General features: G+C 66.2%; 4 protein-coding genes and 1 pseudogene. 4 read left to right on the top strand and 1 reads right to left on the bottom strand.

Features of this window, described 5'->3' with window-relative positions; translation table 11 throughout:
* Nucleotides 1-88: 88 nt before the first annotated feature.
* Nucleotides 89-805 carry a purine-nucleoside phosphorylase gene (gene deoD, locus DRB06_RS09050; RefSeq protein WP_073328057.1) on the bottom strand — a complete coding sequence of 239 codons (717 nt, stop codon included), beginning with the start codon at nt 803-805 and terminating at the stop codon, nt 89-91.
* 265 nt (nt 806-1070) lie between these two features.
* Between deoD and DRB06_RS09045 the strand changes: the two genes are divergently transcribed.
* From DRB06_RS09045 to DRB06_RS09030, 4 genes and pseudogenes are all read left to right on the top strand, one after another.
* Nucleotides 1071-2648, top strand: a complete 1578-nt coding sequence (locus DRB06_RS09045) for a sodium-dependent transporter (RefSeq protein ID WP_073328059.1) — start codon at nt 1071-1073, stop codon at nt 2646-2648.
* A gap of 1 nt (nt 2649) precedes the next feature.
* Nucleotides 2650-2823 (top strand): methionine/alanine import family NSS transporter small subunit, encoded by a 174-nt coding sequence (locus DRB06_RS09040; RefSeq protein ID WP_073328060.1) that lies wholly within the window; start codon nt 2650-2652, stop codon nt 2821-2823.
* A gap of 68 nt (nt 2824-2891) precedes the next feature.
* The gene (locus tag DRB06_RS09035) at nt 2892-3707 is read left to right on the top strand and encodes an HAD-IIB family hydrolase (protein ID WP_111819764.1); all 816 of its coding nucleotides are present in this window, start codon (nt 2892-2894) and stop codon (nt 3705-3707) included.
* Nucleotides 3708-3712: 5 nt separating this feature from the next.
* Nucleotides 3713-4139 (top strand): annotated as a pseudogene (locus DRB06_RS09030) (serine/threonine protein phosphatase); the annotation flags it as partial.

Raw genomic sequence — 4139 nt, 5'->3', positions numbered from 1 at the left:
CGGGCCGAGCACCGTAAATGGGTGCTCGGCCCGCCACGCGTCGTCGCCTGGCGTCATGCACCAGCAGCTCGACGGCGATGGTTTGGAATCAGCTCAGGGCAGCGGCGACCGCGAGCTGGAGCGAGTCCTGGAAGCGGGTCTCTCGTTCGGCTGCGGTCATGTCACCGGAGTGGTCCAGCAGGTGGTCGGAGATAGTCAGCACCGCCAACGCCTGCTTGCCGAACTCGGCCGCCACCCCGTACAGGGCTGCCGCCTCCATCTCAACGCACAGGGTCCCGTAGGCGGACAGACGCTCCGTTTGCCCCTCGGGCGTGAAGTAGAAGTGATCGCGGGAGATGATCGTGCCGGTGTGCAGCCGCTCGCCCATGCCGGCCTCGACGCCCGCGCGATAGGCGGCCATGGCTAGGCGGAAGTCGGCGACGGCCGAGAAGTTCACGCCGGGGATGCGCAGCTGGTTCATCGCCGAATCGGTGTGGGCTCCGGTGGCAATCACAACATCACCCACATGCACCTGCTTGCCGATGCCACCGGCCGTGCCCACGCGAATGATTCGCTCAACCCCATACTGGCTGAACAGTTCAGTAGCGTAAATGGAGAAGGACGGCTGCCCCATGCCCGACCCCATCACCGACAGCGGCTTGCCGTCTACGGTGCCGGTGAAACCGAGCATGCCACGCACATCCGTAACCAGGCGGGCATCATCCAACAGTCCCTCCGCGATGCGCTGGGCGCGGCGCGGATCTCCGGGCATCAGCACCGCAGGGGCGAAGTCGCCGGGCTCGGCGGCAATGTGAGGCGTGGCCATGGTTGTCCTTTCAGTTGTCCGTCAACGTTGCGCTGTCAGCAGCTCCGGCGGTGCCGAGCAGTGCTGCGAGTGCGACAGGCCAGTCTCGCACATGCCGTGCCAGCTCGGGGGTGGAGATACCCAAGTCGTGCCATCTAATCCTGTCCGGATGGCGGGACGTCATAGGCAGGTGCTCCATCTGCGACTATCGTCCTAGCGATTCTAGGCCTGTGCCTTCGGCACCGGCGGCCGGCTTGCCGGTTACCCACAACCCGGAAGGTTCTTAATGCCATCCAGCCCCGGATCCTCAACCGCCGTACAGATGCCCGCACGCGAGCAGTGGAGCGGACAACTCGGATTCCTCTTGGCTGCCATCGGATCCGCGATCGGTCTGGGCAACATCTGGCGCTTCCCCGGCACCGCCTACACCAACGGCGGTGGCGCTTTCATGATCCCCTACATCATCGCCCTGTTGATCACCGGCCTGCCCGTGCTCTTCCTCGACTACGCGCTCGGACACCGTTTCCGCGGTTCTGCTCCGGCCGTCTTCCGCCGGGTATCCAAGCGGTTCGAGTGGCTCGGCTGGTGGCAGGTGTTCATCTGTTTTATCATCATGACCTATTACGCCGTGATCGTAGCCTGGGCGCTACGCTACACGGTGTTCTCCTTCACCACCGCCTGGGGCGACGACGCCGCAGGCTTCTTCAGCGACTACATCGGCCAGACCAGTCTGGCCGACCCTTCCACTCCGGCGTACTCGCCGGTTCCGATCCTGGGGGTCGCCATCCCGCTGGCGCTGGTGTGGGCCTTCGGCATCTTCGTCGTGGCCCGCGGCATATCTCGCGGCGTGGAGCGCGCCAACCGGGTATTCCTGCCCGTACTGGTAGTCATGTTCGTCATCCTGGTGATCCGGGCCATCTTGCTGCCCGGAGCTACGGACGGCCTGAACACTCTGTTCACCCCCGACTGGAGTCGGCTGACTGATTACACCGTGTGGGTGGCCGCCTTCGGACAGATCTTCTTCTCCCTGTCCATCGGCTTCGGCATCATGCTCACCTACGCCTCCTACCTCAAGCGCCGTTCCAACCTGGTGGGTACCGGCTTCACCGCCGCCTTCGCCAACTCCTCCTTCGAGATCCTCGCCGGTATTGGCGTGTTCGCCACGCTGGGGTTCATGGCCCATGTCGAGGGCGTGTCGGTGGCCGACCTTGAGGGCATCCAGGGCGTCGGGCTTGCCTTCATCACCTTCCCGACCGTCATCTCGCAGATGCCGGGCGGTGCCTTGTTCGGTGTCCTGTTCTTCGCCTCCTTCTCAATGGCGGGGCTGACCTCCTTCATCTCCATCCTGCAGGTGGTCGCTCCCGCCATCGGTGAGAAGCTCGGCCTGTCCAACGGCAAGGCCACGCTGGCGGCCGGACTGCCCAGTGCCGCGCTGTCATTCATCCTGTTCAGCACCGGTTCGGGACTGTGGGATCTGGATATCGTCGACGCCTACATCAACTACATCGGCGTGGTCGGCTCCGCCATTGTCATGTGCGTCGGCCTTGGCCTGGTGCTGCGTCGGCTGAAGGAGCTGCAGCGTCATCTCAACCTGGTCTCCGACACCCGCATCATTGGCGGCTGGTGGCGTGGCCTGGTGGCGGTAATCGCCCCGCTGCTCCTGGGCTACATGTTCGTCCAGAACGTCTGGTCCTATGCGACCAACGGCTATGACGCGTATTCCGCCGGTCTGCAGGGTGTGTTCGGATGGGGCGTGATCTTCCTCGTCGTAGTCGCCACGATTGTGTTCACACGCATGCCCTGGCGCACGCCGGTAGACGACTACGCGCCTCTTAACCTGGATGTGCTTGAGGAGGTGAAGTGAGATGACCGGACCGGCAATCGCCGTAATGCTCGTCGCCATCGTGATCATCTGGGGCGGTCTGGCCGTCTCCGTGACGGCCCTGGTCGTGCGCGGACGCCGTGAGGACGTTGAGGCCCGGGAGGCCGCGCTGGCTGCCGCCCACGAGCACCTCAAGCACCCGCAGGACGATCGGTGAGGATACGGGACACTCCCGCGCCCGGACCTGGTTTCGTAGCAGCGCAAACGTGCGCCACAATGCACCCCATGCGCTCGACTCCGCTGCGGCCCGCCGCCGCCGACACACCCGCTGCACCCCGGCTGGTCGCCTTCGACCTGGACGGGACGCTCGCCCCCTCCAAGTCGCCGATGCCCGAGCCCATGGCCACTGCGCTGCGTGCCCTGCTGGACGTCGTGCCAGTGTGCATCATCTCCGGTGGTCAGATCGGGCAGTTCCGTGAGCAGGTACTCGCCCGTCTGAACGCCAGCGACGACGAGCTGGGTCGGCTCCACCTCATGCCCACCTGCGGCACCCGCTACTACACGCACAATTCCGATGACGGCGACTGGACGCTGGTCTACGCCAACGACCTCACGCCCGCCCAGGTTAAGCAGGCGTGCACCGTCGTCGAGGCGGAGGCCCGCCGTCTGGGGCTGTGGGAGGAGCACACCTGGGGACCGGCCCTGGAGGACCGCGGCAGTCAGATCACCTTCTCCGCCCTGGGACAGGAGGCACCGTTGGACGCCAAACAGGCTTGGGACCCCACGGGGGAGAAGAAGGGCCGCCTGCGTGACGCCGTCGCCGCCCTACTACCAGACCTGGAGGTCCGTTCCGGCGGCTCCACCAGCGTGGACATCACCCGCAAGGGCATCGACAAGGCCTACGGCATGAACCGGCTCGCCGAGGTCACCGGCATCCCCTTGAAGCAGATGCTGTTCGTGGGTGACCGGCTGGACCCCGAAGGCAACGACTACCCGGTCAAAGCGCTGGGCGTGCCCTGCCAGGCGGTGGACACCTGGGAGGACACGGCCACATTCGTCGCGGACCTGGCCGCGCGCCTAACGGCGGGGGAGCGGAGCTGACCGGCGTGCCTAAGGCTCGGCGGGACACCCGCGGCGTTCTCACCGGACGGCTCGGCCAGCTGCATGACGGCCCTCGCCGCTGGTGGCGATCCCGCACGGCCCGGTTCCGCAAGGGCGTGCGCACTGCCCTGCTGCTGCTCCTGAGCACCCTGGCGTCGCTGGCGATTGGTGTGTCCACCGCGACCGCGTCCTCACCCCTGGGACCGCACGAGGCCGAATGGTCGGTCACTCTGGACTCCACACTCACCGTCGACCTCGGTCCACTCGGCTCGGTGGTGCTGGACTCGCCTGCCGGCTTGCTCGGTGTTGAGGTGGTCGTCGGCGAGATCCCGGGAGAGCCCGATCCCGACGCCGTCTCCCCCGACACCCTCGGCCAGGCGCTCAGCTCCGACGGAGCCGCCTACGTCGCCCTGGTTGCCCACCCCGAACTGA

This window comes from Actinomyces sp. Z5 (assembly GCF_003287795.1).
Classification (GTDB): Bacteria; Actinomycetota; Actinomycetes; order Actinomycetales; family Actinomycetaceae; genus Actinomyces; species Actinomyces glycerinitolerans.
Note: the sequence above shows the minus strand (reverse complement) of the source record. Positions and strands in the feature narration are given on the sequence as shown.

Bases quoted from the DNA above. Each gene is read 5' to 3' on its own strand.
- DRB06_RS09040 (WP_073328060.1), top strand. From the start codon at position 2,650: ATGACCGGACCGGCAATCGCCGTAATGCTCGTCGCCATCGTGATCATC.
- DRB06_RS09045 (WP_073328059.1), top strand. From the start codon at position 1,071: ATGCCATCCAGCCCCGGATCCTCAACCGCCGTACAGATGCCCGCACGC.
- deoD (WP_073328057.1), bottom strand. From the start codon at position 805: ATGGCCACGCCTCACATTGCCGCCGAGCCCGGCGACTTCGCCCCTGCG.
- DRB06_RS09035 (WP_111819764.1), top strand. From the start codon at position 2,892: ATGCGCTCGACTCCGCTGCGGCCCGCCGCCGCCGACACACCCGCTGCA.